Origin of the sequence: Candidatus Thalassolituus haligoni (genome assembly GCF_041222825.1) — a bacterium.
Classification (GTDB): Bacteria; Pseudomonadota; Gammaproteobacteria; order Pseudomonadales; family Oceanobacteraceae; genus Oceanobacter; species Oceanobacter antarcticus.
The window spans coordinates 2992519-3009650 of the sequence record NZ_CP139482.1; the positions used below are offsets into that span (position 1 = coordinate 2992519).

At 51.8% G+C, this 17132-nt stretch carries 18 protein-coding genes; 11 read left to right on the forward strand and 7 right to left on the reverse strand.

Annotated features, from left to right (window positions below):
* Positions 1-87 precede the first annotated feature (87 nt).
* The 5 genes from SOJ49_RS13335 (at position 88) to SOJ49_RS13355 (ending at position 3599) form a co-directional block, all read left to right on the forward strand.
* On the forward strand, positions 88-702 hold the full coding sequence (locus SOJ49_RS13335) for a 50S ribosomal protein L25/general stress protein Ctc (RefSeq protein WP_369854986.1): 615 nt from the start codon (positions 88-90) through the stop codon (positions 700-702).
* A gap of 124 nt (positions 703-826) precedes the next feature.
* Positions 827-1414 carry an aminoacyl-tRNA hydrolase gene (pth, locus tag SOJ49_RS13340; protein WP_369854987.1) on the forward strand — a complete coding sequence of 196 codons (588 nt, stop codon included), beginning with the start codon at positions 827-829 and terminating at the stop codon, positions 1412-1414.
* Positions 1415-1453: 39 nt separating this feature from the next.
* Positions 1454-2545, forward strand: coding sequence for a redox-regulated ATPase YchF (gene ychF / locus SOJ49_RS13345; protein WP_369854988.1), 1092 nt, complete (start codon positions 1454-1456; stop codon positions 2543-2545).
* A gap of 274 nt (positions 2546-2819) precedes the next feature.
* Positions 2820-3389, forward strand: a complete 570-nt coding sequence (locus SOJ49_RS13350) for a TetR/AcrR family transcriptional regulator (protein ID WP_369854989.1) — start codon at positions 2820-2822, stop codon at positions 3387-3389.
* Positions 3390-3443: 54 nt separating this feature from the next.
* Positions 3444-3599 carry a hypothetical protein gene (locus SOJ49_RS13355; protein WP_369854990.1) on the forward strand — a complete coding sequence of 52 codons (156 nt, stop codon included), beginning with the start codon at positions 3444-3446 and terminating at the stop codon, positions 3597-3599.
* 30 nt (positions 3600-3629) lie between these two features.
* Here SOJ49_RS13355 and SOJ49_RS13360 read toward each other — a convergent pair whose 3' ends face one another.
* Both SOJ49_RS13360 and SOJ49_RS13365 read right to left on the reverse strand, forming a co-directional pair.
* Complete coding sequence (locus SOJ49_RS13360; RefSeq protein WP_369854991.1) at positions 3630-4229, reverse strand: hypothetical protein; 600 nt, start codon at positions 4227-4229, stop codon at positions 3630-3632.
* Positions 4230-4384: 155 nt separating this feature from the next.
* Positions 4385-4729 carry a DUF1820 family protein gene (locus SOJ49_RS13365; RefSeq protein ID WP_369854992.1) on the reverse strand — a complete coding sequence of 115 codons (345 nt, stop codon included), beginning with the start codon at positions 4727-4729 and terminating at the stop codon, positions 4385-4387.
* A gap of 130 nt (positions 4730-4859) precedes the next feature.
* Between SOJ49_RS13365 and miaB the strand changes: the two genes are divergently transcribed.
* The 6 genes from miaB to SOJ49_RS13395 are packed head-to-tail and all read left to right on the forward strand — an operon-like array spanning position 4860 to position 10527.
* Complete coding sequence (miaB, locus tag SOJ49_RS13370) at positions 4860-6221, forward strand: tRNA (N6-isopentenyl adenosine(37)-C2)-methylthiotransferase MiaB (protein WP_369854993.1); 1362 nt, start codon at positions 4860-4862, stop codon at positions 6219-6221.
* 35 nt (positions 6222-6256) lie between these two features.
* On the forward strand, positions 6257-7333 hold the full coding sequence (locus SOJ49_RS13375) for a PhoH family protein (protein ID WP_369854994.1): 1077 nt from the start codon (positions 6257-6259) through the stop codon (positions 7331-7333).
* A complete protein-coding gene (gene ybeY, locus SOJ49_RS13380; RefSeq protein ID WP_369854995.1) occupies positions 7330-7812 on the forward strand; it encodes an rRNA maturation RNase YbeY in 483 nt (160 codons plus the stop codon). The genes SOJ49_RS13375 and ybeY overlap by 4 nt, the downstream gene beginning before the upstream one ends.
* A complete protein-coding gene (locus tag SOJ49_RS13385) occupies positions 7809-8630 on the forward strand; it encodes an HlyC/CorC family transporter (RefSeq protein ID WP_369854996.1) in 822 nt (273 codons plus the stop codon). Before ybeY ends, SOJ49_RS13385 begins: the two co-directional genes overlap by 4 nt.
* Positions 8627-10180, forward strand: a complete 1554-nt coding sequence (lnt, locus tag SOJ49_RS13390) for an apolipoprotein N-acyltransferase (protein WP_369854997.1) — start codon at positions 8627-8629, stop codon at positions 10178-10180. Before SOJ49_RS13385 ends, lnt begins: the two co-directional genes overlap by 4 nt.
* Complete coding sequence (locus tag SOJ49_RS13395) at positions 10180-10527, forward strand: DUF6164 family protein (protein WP_369854998.1); 348 nt, start codon at positions 10180-10182, stop codon at positions 10525-10527. Before lnt ends, SOJ49_RS13395 begins: the two co-directional genes overlap by 1 nt.
* Before the next feature lie 16 nt (positions 10528-10543).
* Here the strand turns inward: SOJ49_RS13395 and mutT are convergent, their stop codons facing one another.
* The 5 genes from mutT to lpxC form a co-directional block, all read right to left on the reverse strand.
* The gene (mutT, locus tag SOJ49_RS13400; protein ID WP_369854999.1) at positions 10544-10978 is read right to left on the reverse strand and encodes an 8-oxo-dGTP diphosphatase MutT; all 435 of its coding nucleotides are present in this window, start codon (positions 10976-10978) and stop codon (positions 10544-10546) included.
* Positions 10979-11001: 23 nt separating this feature from the next.
* A complete protein-coding gene (argJ, locus tag SOJ49_RS13405; RefSeq protein ID WP_369855000.1) occupies positions 11002-12219 on the reverse strand; it encodes a bifunctional glutamate N-acetyltransferase/amino-acid acetyltransferase ArgJ in 1218 nt (405 codons plus the stop codon).
* 17 nt (positions 12220-12236) lie between these two features.
* Positions 12237-14969, reverse strand: a complete 2733-nt coding sequence (gene secA / locus SOJ49_RS13410; RefSeq protein ID WP_369855001.1) for a preprotein translocase subunit SecA — start codon at positions 14967-14969, stop codon at positions 12237-12239.
* Positions 14970-15082: 113 nt separating this feature from the next.
* Positions 15083-15961, reverse strand: coding sequence for a peptidoglycan DD-metalloendopeptidase family protein (locus SOJ49_RS13415; RefSeq protein ID WP_369855002.1), 879 nt, complete (start codon positions 15959-15961; stop codon positions 15083-15085).
* A 239-nt stretch (positions 15962-16200) separates the two neighbouring features.
* Positions 16201-17109: a UDP-3-O-acyl-N-acetylglucosamine deacetylase gene (gene lpxC / locus SOJ49_RS13420; protein ID WP_369855003.1), complete on the reverse strand. Its 909-nt coding sequence runs from the start codon at positions 17107-17109 to the stop codon at positions 16201-16203.
* Between the last annotated feature and the right edge of the window lie 23 nt (positions 17110-17132).

Genomic DNA, 17132 nt, shown 5'->3' on the forward strand with positions numbered 1-17132 from the left:
ACACTGGTTGTGTCACCGGTTAAATAAAACCGCCAGCACTGGTCGCAAGTTCTGGCGGTTTTTCTATCCGCTAAAGAGGTATTTACTATGTCAGACTTCACATTGTCTGCTGTTGTTCGCGAAGACTCAGGGAAAGGTGCGAGCCGCCGCCTGCGTCGTGAAAACGGCGTTCCGGCCATTGTTTACGGTGGTTCAAAAGAACCCGTAACCATTACCATCAAGTCCAATGAGTTCAACAAGCAGCTGGAAAATGAAGCGTTTTACAACAGCATCATTACTCTGGAGATTGCCGGTGAGACTGAACAGGTTCTGCTGAAAGACCTGCAGCGCCACCCAGCCAAAGCCATGCTGTGGCATGCCGACTTTCTGCGCGTTAACGCAGACAGCAAGATCAAGGCACACGTTCCACTGCACTTCCTGAATGAAGAAAGCTGTGTTGGTGTCAAGATGAGTGGCGGCAAGGTAACTCACCAGCTGACCAGCCTGGACATCATTACCACGGCAGATCACCTGCCAGAATTCATCGAAGTTGATCTGGCTGCGGTTGAACTCGGTACCATCCTTCACCTGAGCGATCTGGTGCTGCCTGAAGGTGTTGAGTCTCTGGCTCTGTCTCACGGCCCAGAGCACGATACTGCTGTTGTGTCTGTGATGGCGCCCAAAGGCGGCTCCGACGAAGAAACTGAAGCCGCTGGCGAGTAATCTCGTTCGGCTGTTAAAAAAAGCGGGGATATCCCCGCTTTTTTTTGTTTTCAGATTTACCAGAATTTATGATGCCGCAAGCTGACAAGCTGTTCTCACGTCATTCTGTTGATGAGGCAAGCAAGTGACTGCACCGATTTCACTGATCGTTGGTCTGGGCAATCCCGGCAACGAATATGAACACACCCGCCATAATGCCGGTTTCTGGTGCCTGGATGCGTTTGCGCACAGCCAGCGCATTAGTCTGTCTCCCGACAAAAAATTTCACGGACTCGCTGGCAAGGGCCATATCAATGGCCAGGAATGCTGGCTGCTCAAGCCCGCCACCTTTATGAATCGCAGTGGCCTTGCGGTTGCCGCACTGGCCAATTTTTACAAACTCAAACCCGAAAACATTCTTGTTATTCATGACGAGCTTGACCTGCCAGCGGGTATCGCACGGTTTAAAACCGGTGGTGGCCATGGTGGCCAGAATGGTCTGCGCGACATTATCAGTCAGCTGGGTAACAACAAGGATTTTCATCGTCTGAGAATTGGCATTGGCCACCCCGGTGACAAATCACGGGTCACTGGCCATGTGCTGGGACGCGCCCCCGTCGCGGAAGAACAGAGCATCCGGGCAGCCATTGACGAAGCATGCCGAGTATTACCAGACGTACTGAACGGCGAAATGGCGAAAGCCATGAATCGACTTCATTCATTTAAAGGGTAAAATACCTGCCCCGTTTTTATCAGACACAGGAAACCACTTATGGGCTTCAAATGCGGCATCGTTGGCTTGCCCAACGTCGGAAAATCCACACTGTTCAATGCACTCACCAAGGCCGGCATCGACGCAGAGAACTTTCCGTTCTGCACCATTGAGCCTAACTCCGGGGTGGTTTCCATGCCCGATAAGCGCCTGGATGAACTGGCTGACATCGTCAAACCTGAACGCGTCGTCCCAACTTCCATGGAATTCGTCGATATTGCCGGACTGGTGGCTGGCGCTTCAAAAGGTGAAGGCCTGGGCAACCAGTTTCTCGCCAACATTCGTGAAACCGATGCCATTGCCCACGTGGTACGCTGTTTTGAAGACGACAACGTTATTCACGTTGCCAACCGGGTAAGCCCGGCAGACGATATTGAGATCATCAATACCGAGCTGGTGTTGGCCGATATGGAATCCTGTGAAAAGCAGTATCAACGCGTTAGCCGTACCGCCAAAGGCGGCGACAAGGATGCAGTAGCGCAAAAAGCGTTGCTGGAGCGTTTGCTACCCCATTTTGAAGAAGGCCACACCGCCCGCATGCTGGACATGAGTGACGACGAGCAAAAAGTCGCCCGTGCATTCCACCTGCTGACCACCAAACCTACCATGTACATTGCCAACGTTGCCGAAGACGGCTTTGAAAACAACCCACACCTCGACGTTGTGCGCACCATTGCCGCCTCCGAAGGTGCCCAGGTCGTGGCCGTTTGCAACAAGATCGAGTCCGAAATCGCCGAACTGGATGATGAAGACAAGATGGAATTTCTGTCCGAAATCGGTATGGAAGAACCGGGGCTGGATCGTGTTATCCGTGCAGGCTATGAATTATTGGGGCTGCAAACCTACTTCACCGCCGGGGTAAAAGAAGTCCGCGCCTGGACCATCAAGGTCGGCGATACCGCACCACGTGCTGCCGCAGCGATCCATACCGACTTTGAACGCGGCTTTATCCGCGCAGAAGTGGTTGGCTATAACGACTTTATTCAGTACAAAGGGGAGTCTGGCGCCAAGGAAGCTGGCAAATGGCGGCTTGAAGGCAAGGAGTATATCGTCAAGGACGGCGACGTCGTACACTTCCGTTTTAACGTATAGATTACTGTCTTATTCACCAGACACAGGTCTGAGCTGCTGCAACTGCAGGCAGCCCAGGCCCAGGCAGAAAGGACAACTCCCTTTCCGCCTGCTCATCAGTCACCAGCACGTCCAATAATCCGCAACATTTCATCGAAAATAGAACCAATTTTCTATTTCCAGCCTTATTGTTTCAAATAAATAACACATTGAACCAAAACGACACGTAATAGCAGATTGCAAATCCATCGCCCAACGACCAGAATGAACGTTCAGTCACTGGCAATAGAGCATCATGATAGACAAGCGCGAACAGATACTGAAAGCAACGGCAGAGATGATCGTCGAACATGGCCTTCAGGCTTGTCCAATGTCCAAAATATCTGCTCTTGCCGGATGTGGTGCCGGAACCATCTATCGGTATTTTGAAACCAAGCAGGATCTGGTCAAGGCCCTGTTTGATGACCTGATCACAAAACTGACTGCCGCCTGTACCGAAGGTTACGATGCCTCGCTGCCATTGCGCGAACGCTTCTTTACCTTGTGGGGCAACTATTACCGCTACGTACTCGCAAACCCTTGTCAGCGGGCATTAATGGATCAGCTACTGGCCTCGCCAACCATTTGCGCCGAACACCGGGAGAACTCCCTGACGGTACTGCAACAGGTCATCGGTCAACTACTGGATGATGGCAAGCATCAGGGGGTCTTCAAGGATCTTCCCAACGAACTGCTCAATACAGTGACCTATGGAAGCCTTTCCATGATGGCGAAAAAACAGCAACAAGCACCAGAAAAGTTCAGCTGCGTCAGCTGCGATGAAGAAGACATTCTCAGCCTCTGTTGGGATGCAATACGACGTTAAACGGGACATAAACACGGAATGAATATTCTTTCACCTATTCAGACAGGATCACACATGAATAAGCAATCGAATGCAAACACGGTCAGCGGTGCTGAAATCGCTGCCAGCCACAGCCACCATCACAACCGCCAAAGTGGAACCGGCTTTTATTCAACCCTGACTCATATGGTGTTGAAACAAAAACGCCAGCGTCTGGCGCTGGCGAAGTAAGCCGCAAAAAGACACTGGCACTGACACCGCTCAGTGCCGAGTTTCCCCTTGCCCGACATCCGAGTCGGCAAAGCAGCCTGGCAATATCGAAAGTCGGTTGGCAATAACCAGGGTATTTTCTGCAACCAGTGTCAGTCCGGCATCATCAACTACCGATTCCAGCAAAACACAGGTGGTATCGATCGAATCCAGTCCGACCACAATCGCCAAAACATAGCCATAGCGGGTGTTCAGCGCGACCAGATCACCGATCTCGGTTTCTTCCCGTTCGGTATTAAAATCGTCACCTACCAGATCATCTGTCGATGCCGGTTTTTTAAACCGTGCCAGCGCCACCAATTGTACGATCCCCTGTACGATACCGTCATTGATATCCAGAGTAACCTCGTTGTCTTCCTCAACATCAACCACTCGATCAAGTAGGCTCATAAACAGATCAGAGTCTTCGTCAGACCAACGCAGGTCAACCGGGGGCTTTTGCTCTCGGGAAGAACGGAAACAAACTTCGGTGGGAAATTCAGCGGGTGCTTCTCCGGAGGCCGGAGCAGGCATTAACAAGCTAACAGCTTCCAGGCCATTTTGTTCGTGTTCTGCAATTCGCCAGAACAACGGCATCACTTCTGCGTTCATGAGGCTAACTCCCTATACTGGATGGACATTGCGGAGCCAAACGGCAAGTACCTGCGAAGATCTCCTCAGCAGAAATAACTTGCCTGAACATAGCAGGGCCTGCCGAAAGTGACAAGCCGTGCCAATAGTGAGTCAGACAACCGTCCTCAATGACGTTATCGTCGACCCGCTGGTGTCCCTCCCGGCCCTGGGAATAAACTGACGTTATTGACACCATCGGTTTTGGTCACCGTCGGCTTGCCTTCCTTGCTCACTTCATCGATACGGATGACGGCATGCATAGGGATAAAGGTGCGTTTGACATCAGCAAAGGTGTTTTTCAGCTTCTCCTCACCAGGATCCACCACTAACTGGGAACGCTCCCCGAACAATAATTGCTCAACTTCAACAAAACCATACAGATCACTTGGATAGATATAGCGCGCGTAAATTTCAAATACCTCGGCTTGTTGTAAAAAAACAACGCGGTAGACGGGTTCAACCATTTCTTTCGAATTCATAAAGGCGTCAGACAACCTCGGTAGCACAGAAAATCTCGATCAGGACTGCAGATGCACACTGGCATCAACAGAAGGGAGCGAAGTATAATACTGCCCCTTTTTTTACGCGACACCGAAGGCTGTTTTGCCCATGACTTCTGCCACTCAGGATCAACCGAAAAAGCTTTACATCAAAACGCACGGTTGCCAGATGAACGAATACGATTCATCCCGGATGGCAGACATGCTGGAAGCCAGCCATCAGATGGAAATGACCGACAACCCGGAAGAAGCCGATGTCATTCTGCTGAACACCTGCTCGATTCGGGAAAAAGCCCAGGAAAAGGTCTTTCATGAGCTAGGGCGCTGGAAAAAACTGAAAGCCAAAAACCCCGATCTTAAAATTGGCGTTGGCGGCTGTGTCGCCAGCCAGGAAGGTGACGCCATCATCAAACGAGCGCCCTTTGTCGATATGGTCTTTGGCCCCCAAACGCTCCACCGCCTGCCAGCCATGGTGAACAAGGCAGCTAATGCCATCCAGGTAGTCGACGTTACCTTCCCTGAAATCGAAAAATTTGACCATCTGCCCGCTCCCAAAGTGGAAGGCTGTACGGCTTTTGTGTCTGTTATGGAAGGTTGCTCCAAATATTGCACTTTCTGCGTTGTCCCCTACACCCGTGGCGAAGAGGTCAGCCGACCGCTCGCCGATGTACTGCGAGAAGTAGAACAACTGGCAGCGCAAAACGTTCGGGAAGTCAACCTGCTGGGGCAGAACGTCAACGCCTACTGCGGTGCAACCACCGATGGAGAAGAAGCCGACCTGGCCGAACTGATTACCCAGGTTGCCGACATCGACGGTATTGACCGGATTCGATTCACCACCTCACACCCGCTGGAGTTCAGTGACAGCCTGATTCAGGTGTATGCCGAAGTACCAGAGCTGGTAAGCCACCTGCACTTGCCGGTACAAAGTGGCTCCAACCGGATTCTCGCGGCGATGAAACGCGGCCATGAAATTGATCTGTATATCGACAAGATCGAGCGGCTGCGCAAGTTGCGCCCGGATATTTCCGTATCCTCCGACTTCATTATCGGCTTCCCAGGCGAAACGCTGGAAGATTTTGAAGACACTATGAAACTGATCGAAAGTATTGGTTTTGATACCTCTTTCAGTTTTATTTACAGCGCCCGCCCTGGCACACCGGCAGCTGAACTGATAGACGATACCCCGGAAAGCGTCAAGAAAGAGCGCCTGCATATTCTGCAAGCCCGTATTTTACAAAATGCCCAACAAATCAGCCGCCGCATGGTCGGCCGTGAAGAAACCATTCTGGTCACCGGTGTCTCTCGCAAGGATCCGGGAGAACTGCAAGGGCGTACGGAAAACAACCGCGTTGTAAACTTCCGCTATGAAGACCACAGCCTGATTGGTAAATTCGTACGGGTACAGATTGAAGATGCCTACCCGAACAGCCTGCGTGGTGTCATCATCGATGCAGATCAGGCGTACTAGACCAGTACGCCGTTGCCTACTCCCAGGAGATTTTTTTGACCGATACGCCCAGCACCCCAGCGTCAGTTGCTGAAATATCCGTCCAGACTCTGGAGCTGCAACCGGAAAATGCCTCCCGGCTCGCCAACCTCAGTGGCAATCTGGACAGCCATATCCGCCAGATTGCAGATCACTACCAGTTGGTCATTTATAATCGTGGCGGCCAGTTTCGCCTCGAAGGCGACCGCGAAGCCGGTGCCCGTGCCGCCCGGCTGATTGACCGGCTCTACAGTGAGACCGCCAATGGCACGCCGATCACGCCGGATCTGATCCATTTACTGCTATCAGAAGACAAGATTAACCAACAGGATGAATCGGATAGCTCGGAACAACAGCCTCAGCCAGATCCCCAGCACGGCTCGCTGATCATCAAAACGCCCCAGGCCCATGTCAAGGTACGAGGCAAGCATCAGCGCGAATACATTGACCAGATACGACGCTACGACATCAGCTTCGGTATTGGCCCTGCCGGTACCGGCAAAACCTTCCTGGCGGTCGCTGCAGCGGTAGAAGCGCTATTGAAAGATGATGTCAGACGTATTTTGCTGGTGCGCCCAGCGGTAGAAGCCGGTGAAAAACTGGGCTTTCTGCCTGGCGACCTGGCACAGAAAATTGATCCCTACCTGCGTCCACTCTACGATGCCCTCTACGAAATGCTCGGTTTTGAATACGTCGGCAAGTTGATGGAACGTAATGTCATTGAAGTAGCACCACTGGCCTACATGCGTGGGCGCACCCTCAGCCATTCTTTTGTGATTCTGGATGAAAGCCAGAACACCACCAAAGAACAGATGAAAATGTTTCTGACCCGGATTGGCTTTGGCTCCAGAGCGGTGATTACTGGTGACATCACCCAGACTGACCTGCCACGTGGTGTACTGTCCGGTTTGCGTCATGGCCTGGAAGTACTCGACGGCGTTGAAGGCATCGGTATCACCCGTTTCGATAATCGTGACGTTGTCCGACACCCTTTGGTACAGCGCATTGTTGATGCCTACGATCGTCATGACGAAAAAGAAGAACAGGCCAGAGAAGCCAGTCGCCAGGAACGGCAACAGGCAACCATTTCATGACGCTAGCGCTGCTTGACTTACAAATTGCCGAAGAAATTGATCCGCAAGCAGAAAGCTTGCCCACGGAAGAGCAGTTTCTGCAGTGGGTAACCGCCGCAGTGGCGGAACGCTCACCCTATGACGAACCGGAACTGACCATTCGTCTTTGCGCTGAAGCAGAAAGCCAACAATTAAACAGCGAATACCGTGGCAAGGATTCGCCGACCAATGTCTTGTCATTTCCTTTTGAAGCCCCACCGCAAGTCCCTATCCCTTTGCTGGGCGACCTGGTTATCTGTGTACAGATTGTGACAAGGGAAGCTCGCGAACAAGGTAAATCAGTAAATGCCCACTGGGCTCATATGGTCATTCACGGCTGCTTGCATTTGCTGGGATACGACCATATAAATGACGACGAAGCGGAAGAGATGGAAGAACTGGAGCGACGCCTGCTGGCGCGGCTCGGCTTCCCAGACCCTTATCAAGACGAGGCCCCATGAGCGACGACCCCCGAAGTTGGCTGGAAAAGCTGACTGATCTGTTTTCTGACGATCCACAAAGTCGCCAGGACATCAAAGTGATTGTACGAGAAGCTGCCGAACGCAGCATCGTCGACAACGACACCCTGAATATTCTTGAAGGTGCCCTGCAGGTTTCCGAGATGCAGGTTCGGGATATCATGATTCCGCGCGCCCAAATGGTCTCCATTCAAATCAACGAGTCGCTCAAGGGATGCATTCCACGCATTATCGAATCGGCTCACTCCCGCTTCCCCGTGCTGGGTGAAGGGCAAAATGAAATCCTGGGTATCATGCTGGCCAAGGATCTGTTGCCATTGTTGCTTACCGATCACCACGACAATTTCCGCCTCAAGGATATTTTACGCCCAACCACTTTTGTACCGGAAAGCAAGCGCCTGAATGTTCTGCTACGGGAATTCCGGGCCACCCGGAATCATATGGCGGTTGTGGTCGATGAATTTGGCAGTGTCGCCGGACTGGTCACTATTGAAGATGTACTGGAACAGATTGTCGGCGATATTGAAGATGAGCATGATTTTGATGAAGAAGAGAGCCTGATCAAGGAAGTCGAAAATCAGATTTTTATGGTCAAGGCACTCACTCCGGTCGAAGACTTTAACGAGCATTTTGAAGCCAGCTTCAGCGATGACGATTTTGATACCATCGGTGGTATCGTCATCCATCATTTTGGTCGGGTGCCAGAATGTAATGAAAGCATCAGTATCGAAAACTGGCGCTTCAAGGTCGTCAACGGCACCAGCCGCCAGATCAATTTACTTGAGGTCACCCCTGTGTGATTCCAACCACCCCTACCGGGATGATGATCAAATCCGAGCGCTGGATGACACCGCTGTTATTACTGGCAGCCGGAGCCATAGCTCCCTTGGCATTGGCACCGCTTTACTGGTGGCCACTAGGGCTGGTCAGCCTGATCCTGTTTGCTCACCTGCTGTGGCAACCCACTTCGTGCCGCCAGGCATTTGAACGCAGCTGGTGGTACGCCTTTGGTCAATTTGGCAGTGGTGTTTCCTGGGTTTATGTCAGCATGCATGACTTTGGCGGCACATCCGTCCCCCTGGCCATACTATTGGCAGCGTTGTTTGCCGCAGTGCTGGCACTGGTTCCCGCCATCTGCTTTAGCCTCTACGCCCTGTTCAGACGTCATGGCCAACCAGTTATTCCCTGGCTAATGCTACCCGCCTTCTGGTTTATCAGCGAATGGTTACGCAGCTGGATATTTACCGGCTTCCCGTGGTTATTTGCGGGTGACGCACACCTGTTCAGTTGGCTATCCGGCTGGGCTCCCGTCATTGGCAGTTATGGTATCTCGGTTATTCTGATGCTGACCGCCACCGGTCTGATTCAGGCTCTGCGGACAACCCAGTTAAGATACCTCTGGGTCGTACTGCTTTGGCCTGCAGGATACCTGTTACAACAACAGCAATGGACAACGCCAGTGGGTGAACTGACGGTCAGCAGCGTACAGGGAAACATTGATCAGAATCTGAAATGGAAGCCGGAAATGGTCAGCCCAACCATCAACCTGTATTTCAAGGAAACCTCAAAACTCTGGGACAGCGACCTGATTGTCTGGCCGGAGACAGCGATCACCTTGGTCTATGATCGTTTTTTACCTTACCTGGACGAACTTAATCACACAGCGCAACAACATGATGCTGGCCTGATAACCGGTATCGCTTACCGCTATCCACAAAATCACCCGCAGGCCGGGGAATATCACAACAGCATTGTTGCGACGGGTATGGCTGACGGTCTGTATCACAAACAACAACTGGTTCCTTTTGGTGAATTTATTCCTTTTGAAAGCCAGCTACGCGGCCTGATTCCATTTTTTGATCTGGAAATGTCGAGCTTCTTGCATGGTGCACCCGATCAGGATCTGATCCGTCTCGAAGCGCATCAACAGCTTTATTTGATTGCCCCTTATATTTGCTACGAAATAGCCTATCCACAACTCGTCAGCCGCATGGCCAGGCAAGCTAACCTGTTGGTCACGGTCAGCAATGATGCCTGGTTTGGCGACTCTCTGGGGCCAAAACAGCACATGGGCCTGGCGCAAATGCGGGCGTTGGAAACCGGGCGTTACCTGCTGCGTTCGACCAATACCGGTATTACAGCACTAGTAAACAACCATGGTCAGATCGTGAAGCAACTACCGACCGGCATTCGCGGCAGCCTGACGGCCAAGGCTGAAGTACGGAGCGGAGACACGCCCTATATGCGCTGGGGGCTGCTGCCGTTGTACTTTTTGTGTTTGGTAACACTGCTGTTTGCTACCGCACTGGTGATTGCCACCCGTCCAACAACAGCAACGAGCGAGCGGTAATGGCGAAGTTACTGTTCAGACTGAACAATGTGCCGGATGAAGAAGCTGATGCAGTGAGGGCTTTGCTGGAGCAGCATGCTATTCATTGTTATGAAACCCATGCTGGTCGTTGGGGAATATCCGTGGCAGCGATTTGGCTGGTCGATGCCGATGACTACGACAGGGCAAGATCGCTGATTGACGCAGTACAACAGGATCTGCTTGACCAAAACAGGGGGGCATCCCAACCGGTGCCATCCTTGCGCCATCGCTTTCGGGAACGCCCGATAGATTTTATTCTGGTCGCGGCGGGTATTGGAATCATCGTGATGCTGACCGTATGGCCATTTGTAACGGTGTTTGAGTAGCCAAAAAACTACTAACTTAACGTTTCAAACGGCCCAGTGTTGCATCCAGAACCGGCTGATTGGCTGCCGGAAAATTGTAGCTGGCCAAATCAGCAGCACCAACCCAGCAGATCGGTTGCCCTTCGGCACCGTGTGCCTGCAATGACTCTGTTGCCGTTACCTCTACCCAGTAAACATCCAGTCGGACTGACTTGTCTGGATAATCAAAGCAGACCTCAATCAACGGTGACATACTGTCGTTACCCAGTTGCAGGCCCAGCTCTTCGTCCAGCTCTCTCACCAGGGCGGCAGCGGTTGTTTCACCTGCTTCAATCTTTCCCCCTGGAAACTCCCACAGCCCACCCTGATGTTTATGATCCGGGCGTTTTGCGATCAGGATTTGCTGTTGCGGATTACAAATCACTGCCACAGCTACCGCCAATTGCTCAGTAACAGCAACGGCGTGACTCATATCCCCTGCATCTCTCACAGCCATCAGGAACGATAATCGGCATTGATGGTGACATACTCATGGGACAAATCCGTCGTCCAGATGGTCTCGGTCACATCTCCGCGCCCAAGCGCAATACGCACGGTAAACTCGGACTGTTTGAATATGGCAGCACCAGCAGCTTCGGTGTACGAGTCACAGCGGCCACCATCTTCAACGATACGGACGTCATCAAGCCAGATCTGGATCTTATCCAGTTCCATATTGGCGACACCGGCGCGGCCAACGGCTGCAAGAATACGACCCCAGTTGGCATCGGAGGCAAACATGGCGGTCTTCACCAGTGGCGAATGAGCAACCGTGTAAGCGACATCCAGTGCCTCTTGCTGCTCGCGTGCTTCAATAACTTCGACAGTAACGAACTTGGTTGCGCCTTCACCGTCACGCACAATGGCTTGGGCCAGTAGCTGAAAGGCTATTTTTAATTCGTTAAACAGCATCTCGGCCACGGGGGAATCGGCATCGGTAATCGTCAGTGCCGATTGGCCAGTGGCGATCAGGATACAGCTGTCGTTGGTTGAGGTGTCACCATCGATAGTAATGCGGTTAAACGAGGCATTAGCCAGACGCTTGCACCACTGCTCAAGTACCGTTTTGTCAATCTGCGCATCGGTGGCAATAAAGCCCAGCATGGTCGCCATATTGGGCTTGATCATGCCAGCCCCTTTGGATATGCCACTGATGGTGACCTCATGGCCATCCAGTTCAAAGCAGTGCGAGTAACCTTTTGGCAAGGTATCCGTTGTCATGATGCCACGCGCTGCACGGGCCCACTGGTCTTCGCCAAGTTGTGCCAATGCCAGAGGAATGCCGCGTTCAAAGGCGGCCATATTGAGTGGCTCGCCAATGACTCCGGTCGAAAACGGCAGTATCTGACTGGCCTCAACACCGGTAGCTGCGGCCAGCAACTCACAGCTACGACGAGCATTGGCAAACCCTTGCTTGCCGGTGCCGGCATTGGCATTGCCGGTATTGATCAACAGGTAACGCGGTGACTGTACAGCGAGATGCTCACGGGCAATCTGCACGGGAGCCGCGCAGAAAGCATTTTGGGTAAATACGCCAGCTACCTCGGCACCCTCTGCCAACTCAAAAATAACCATATCATCGCGGTTCTGGTAACGCACCGCAGACTGGGCTATTCCCAACCGTACACCGGCAACGGTTGCAAAATCCTCAAATACTGAAAAATTAACGGCCATGTTGTATCTCTTACGCCTTATGACAATGTGCCATGACAATGCTTGTATTTTTTACCAGAACCACACGGGCAGGGTTCATTACGTCCCACTTTGCGCTCATCACGGACAAACGGTTGTACCTGATCATCTCCAGGTGCTGCAACCGGCTCGTCTGCAACCATACCACTGGTGGTTTCGTGCTCGTATTTCGCCAGTTGCGCCTGGGCTTCAGCTTCGGCACGGCGCTTCTCTTCCATTTCACGGACTTCCGATTCTTCACGAACCTTGACGTGAGACAGCACCCGAATGGTCTCGCGCTTGATATTGCCAAGCAGCTCCTGAAACAGGTTAAACGATTCACGTTTATATTCCTGCTTCGGATTTTTCTGGCCATAACCACGCAGATGAATACCCTGGCGCAGGTGATCCATGGTCGCCAGGTGCTCTTTCCAGAGATTATCAACAATCTGCAGCATCACCTGCTTTTCAAAGATACGCAGGGTTTCTCGACCAACCGAGGCCTCCTTGTCTTTGTAGGCTTGCTCAATGGCAGCCGCTATGCGCTCACGCAGGGTTTCTTCATACAGTTTGTCTTCCGCATCCAGCCACTGCTGAATCGGCAATTCGACATTAAATTCAGCACTCAGATACGCTTCCAGCTCAGCGATATCCCACTGCTCTTCCAGACTTTGTGGGGCAATGTAATCGTTAACCGCTTCATCAACCACATCCTTGCGTACCGCCGTTATGATGTTGCCGATGTCATCCATCGCCATCAGGTCATTACGCTGTTCATACACAACGCGGCGCTGGTCGTTGGCCACATCGTCGTATTCCAGCAACTGCTTACGAATATCAAAGTTGCGGCCTTCGACCTTGCGTTGTGCCTTCTCGACCGCATTGGTGACCATTTTGTGTTCGATCGATTCACCATCCTTCATGCCTAACGCCTGCATCATTCCGCGCATACGCTCAGACATAAACATGCGCATCAAGCTATCATCCAGCGACAAGAAGAAGCGGGTAGAACCCGGATCCCCCTGACGACCCGCACGGCCACGTAACTGATTGTCTATACGGCGCGACTCGTGCCGCTCAGTCCCGACAATATGCAAACCACCGGCTTCCAAAACCGCATCGTGACGCGTTTTCCAGTCCAGCTTGATCGCCTCGATTTCGTCTTCTGCCGGATTATCCAGGCGGGAAATCTCGGACTCCCAGTTACCACCCAACATGATGTCAGTACCACGACCCGCCATATTGGTAGCAATGGTGACTGCCCCCGGACGACCGGCATCGGCAATAATTTCCGCCTCACGGGCATTTTCCTTGGCGTTCAGGACATTGTGAGGAATACCGGCTTTTTGCAGTAAACCGGAAACATATTCGGATGATTCAATAGATGCGGTGCCAACCAGAACAGGACGTTTCAATTCGATGACAGCACGAATTTCTTCAACAACGGCGTCATACTTCTCTGGCACCGTGGCGTAGATCACGTCATTATAATCGGTTCGCTGTACCTGTTTGTTGGTAGGAATAACCACCACATCCAAGCCGTAAATCTGGTGAAACTCGAAAGCTTCGGTGTCCGCAGTCCCGGTCATGCCAGCCAGCTTTTCGTACAAGCGAAAGTAGTTCTGGAAGGTAGTAGAAGCCAAGGTCTGGCTTTCTGCCTGAATACGCACACCTTCTTTCGCCTCAATAGCCTGGTGCAGACCTTCGCTCCAGCGCCGTCCGGGCATGGTTCGCCCGGTATGTTCATCAACAATCACAATCTGGCCATTTTGAACGATATAGTCGACGTTCTTGTTATAAATTGCATGCGCCCGCAAAGTCGAATGGACATGATGCAGCAGGTTAAGATTTTGCGTTGCGTAGAGGCTTTCACCCGCTTCGAGAAGACCTTCAGCAACCAGCATCTCTTCAACAAACTCGTGACCTTCTTCTGTCATCTCAATTGAACGACTTTTTTCATCGACAACAAAGTGGCCGGAAATCGGATTATCTTCTTCATCCAGCTCACCCTTTTGCAACTTGGGAGCCAGCAGATTTATTTTGCGGTAAAGTTCGGAGTTATCCTGGGCCGGGCCGGAAATAATCAGTGGTGTACGGGCTTCGTCAATCAGGATGGAGTCCACCTCGTCGACAATAGCAAAGTACAGATCACGCTGAACCTTGTCCTCTACAGAAAAGGCCATGTTGTCGCGCAGGTAATCGAAGCCAAACTCGTTGTTCGTTCCATATACAATGTCGGATTGGTATTGTTCGCGCTTTTCGGCTGTTTGTTGACCGGGCACAACCACACCGACCGTCAAACCCAAAAATTCATACAACGGGCGCATCCATTCGGCATCACGACGGGCAAGGTAATCGTTCACCGTGACGACATTAACGCACTTGCCGGTTAACGCATTCAGATACGTCGGCAAGGTACCCACCAGGGTTTTGCCTTCACCGGTTCGCATTTCAGCAATACGACCTTCATGCAGGGTGATACCACCAATCAGCTGAACATCAAAGTGGCGCATGCCCATAACCCGACGACTGGCTTCACGACAGACTGCAAATGCTTCTGGCAGCAAGTCGTCAAGTTTTTCACCATTGTTAAGGCGTTGTTTTAATTCAGCTGTTTTTGCCTGCAGCTCTGTGTCAGTGAGCGCTTGCTGCGCTTCTTCGTAGCTATTGACCTGCTCAACCAGCTTACCCATGCGCTTCAGTTCCCGGCTGTTTTTACTGCCGAAGAGCTTGCGGAAAATATTACCCATCATGTGATTCTAACTATCCAATTTGCAAATACAGTGAGGCCCGGACAGACCGAAACGGCAAGTTATACGCCGCCTACGTTACAGGCCCGAGATGGTGACAGCAATTTGATCAATGCCTATCGGAGAGTGCGATGAATATAAGCAGAGGGGTCTACCGTTCGCCCGTTCTTGAAGACTTCAAAATGTACATGGGGCCCGGTTGAGCGCCCGCTACTGCCCATCGCGGCAATAACATCACCCTTGCGAACAATATCACCAACCTTGACGTTCAACTCAAGGCAGTGTGCGTAGCGCGTTTTGTAGCCGTTGCCATGATTGATTTCAACCAGCCGTCCATAGCCATAACGATCACCCGCCCAGGTCACAACACCGGACGCGACCGCTACAATATCAGAGCCCAGCTTACCGGCAAAATCGACCCCCGCATGCCAGGCCAGTTGCCCTGTAAAGGGATCCGCACGGCGACCATAGCGGGAGGACATCCAGCCTTTCTTGATCGGCCGTCCAGTGACAAAGGTATCTTCATCCAGACGCCGGGCAGACATCAGGTCGTCCAGCACTTCCAGCTGCTGCTCACGATGGCCAATACGATCTGCCAGATCATTCAGCACATCGCTGATTTCCGGTGCCTCGTAGGCTTCGCCTATAGATCCCGGACCACCCAAAGCAGGTGCCATGGAGAAATCGAATTCTTCCGCTTCCAGATTGGCAACATCAACCAGGCGTTCGCCGAGGGCGTCAAGGCGCATCAAGCGCGACTGCAATTCTGCCAATTTGACCGTCAGAGCTTGTAGCTCCTGATCGGTCTGAACACGGATTTGTTCCAACTCCTGGCGCTGCAGGCTGAGATCATTTTCCCATGCCTCTGCTGCCATCGGCTCCAGCGAAAAATCTTCATCTGCCAGCCAATCAGCCAGCCAAAAGCCTGCCGCCCCCATCGCAAAAGGCAGTGCCACAAGACAACCAAACAGCAGCGTCCTTGCAGGTGTGGTCAATCGGTAAGTCCGAGACTCACCGTGACGCTGACCAACAACAATAATGTTCATAAATAACCAGGTAAGTGAACCAGACGGATACGCGTACAGACTTGCTTGTCAGGCCCATGCCCTACTGACCGCCGCACAACCGGAGCTTTCACAACAGCCAAACCCATGACAATTCACCAACCAACAGACAAAAATAAGGCCATATTACTATGGCCTTGGGATATTACTACAGCATTTTTTAGAAGCACTTAACCAGCGGCAGCTGGACGCATATAAGTAATCGGTGCAGCTTCTTCACTAAACTCGACAAATTCCCACGCATCTTCATGAGCGAGTAATTCGCGCAGCAAGCAATTGTTCAGGCCATGACCCGACTTGTAGCCTATGTATTCACCAATCAAACTGTGGCCAAGCAAATACAGATCACCAACGGCATCCAGAATCTTGTGTTTGACGAACTCATCTTCATAGCGCAGACCGTCTTCGTTCAGGACGCGATAATCATCCACCACAATCGCATTCTTGACACTACCGCCCAGCGCCAGGTTTTTGGAGCGCATGTACTCCAGATCCTTGGTAAACCCAAAGGTACGAGCACGACTGACTTCCTTGACATACGAGGTCGAGGAGAAGTCCAAGCTGGCCTTCTGCACACTCTGTTTAAGCACAGGGTGATCAAAATCAATTTCAAAAGACACCTTGAAACCGTCATAAGGCAAAAAAGCAGCCGTTTTGTCGCGCTCTTTGACTTCAATACGACGCTTGATACGAATAAAACGCTTTGGCGCGTCCTGTTCCATCAAACCAGCCGATTGCAGTAAAAAGACAAACGGGCCAGAGCTACCGTCCATAATAGGTACTTCGCGAGCACTGACTTCCACAACGGCGTTATCGATACCAAGGCCAGCCATTGCAGACAGCAAATGCTCCACAGTGTCAACCTTGGCATGATCACGAACCAGGGTTGTAGATAAAGTCGTTTCACCGACATTCAACGCATGCGCAGGAATATCGACGACGGGGTCAAGGTCAGTTCGACGGAACACAATCCCTGTGTTGACCGGGGCGGGCTTCAAAGTCAGGTAGACTTTTTCACCGGAGTGAAGGCCTACGCCTGAAGCGCGAATAGTGTTCTTTAGGGTGCGTTGAGGGATCATTCTGACAATCCTGCCATTATTGG